The sequence below is a fragment of the Gillisia marina genome, assembly GCF_000258765.1.
Taxonomy (GTDB): domain Bacteria; phylum Bacteroidota; class Bacteroidia; order Flavobacteriales; family Flavobacteriaceae; genus Gillisia; species Gillisia marina.
Window position 1 is genome coordinate 1 of record NZ_AJLT01000114.1, and the last position, 864, is coordinate 864.

Consider the following 864-nt stretch of genomic DNA (forward strand, 5'->3'; position numbering starts at 1 on the left):
CCTGTCAGCGACCCAGCGATGGCTATAGATATAGAACTATCCCGATATTAGGAACTGATAGGTTTTAAGAACCAAGACCTGTATAAGATATCAGTCTCGACCTTTTAAGGTTTTAGGTAAAGATTCTTCATTTAAATCTCAAAAACTAAAGTATGAAATTCAAAACATTTATTGGAATCGATGTAAGCAAATTATCACTTGATATTTGTTTGATTACGGACGATGGCGAAATTAAAACTTTTAAGATTAACAACAGTGCTGGGGATCTCAGAAAATTATTCAGGCTAGTCTCCAAGGATCTGGAAATTGAAAAAGTCCTTGTATGCGCCGAGTTCACCGGTCATTACTCAAATATATTAAAGGCCTATTGTCTTGAAAATGAAATTGCCTTATGGCTTGAAAGTGGTGCGGAGATAAAGCTTCGCTCTGGAGTCCAAAGACGCAAGACAGATAAAGTCGATGCGCAGCGGATAGCGGAATACGCAGTGAGGTACTCTGACAAAGCGCAGCTTCAAGTCTTGGAAGATATTGCTATTACAGAGAGTAAATTATTATTATCCGAAAGACAACTCTACATTGGAGAAAGAGCGAAATATAAAACACAGTTGAAGGATTTGAAGAAATTTGTTGACAGATCATTTCTTTAGAGAGAGAAGCAAACGACTTCAAAAACACATCTCCCTTCTTGACAAGTCAATAAAGGAGATTGACCAAACAATAAAGGAACTTCTAAAAACAGAAGAATTGGCAAAGCAGAACAAGATTCTCACTTCTATTCCAGGTGTGGGAGATCAAGTTGCTATCAATACCATAGTAGCCACAAATGGCTTCAAAAAGTTTAAAAACGGCAGAAAATTTGCCTGC

2 protein-coding genes are annotated in these 864 nt (G+C 37.4%); both read left to right on the top strand.

Going from position 1 to position 864, the window contains the following annotated elements; all coding sequences use genetic code 11:
• Window positions 1-152: 152 nt before the first annotated feature.
• Window positions 153-647 carry an IS110 family transposase gene (locus ON07_RS15730; RefSeq protein ID WP_010232791.1) on the top strand — a complete coding sequence of 165 codons (495 nt, stop codon included), beginning with the start codon at window positions 153-155 and terminating at the stop codon, window positions 645-647.
• A gap of 97 nt (window positions 648-744) precedes the next feature.
• The coding region (locus ON07_RS17995; protein ID WP_162097772.1) for a transposase at window positions 745-864 on the top strand (120 nt) is incomplete at its 3' end.

Coding starts and splice junctions, on each gene's coding strand:
- ON07_RS15730 (WP_010232791.1), top strand. CDS start 153: ATGAAATTCAAAACATTTATTGGAATCGATGTAAGCAAATTATCACTT.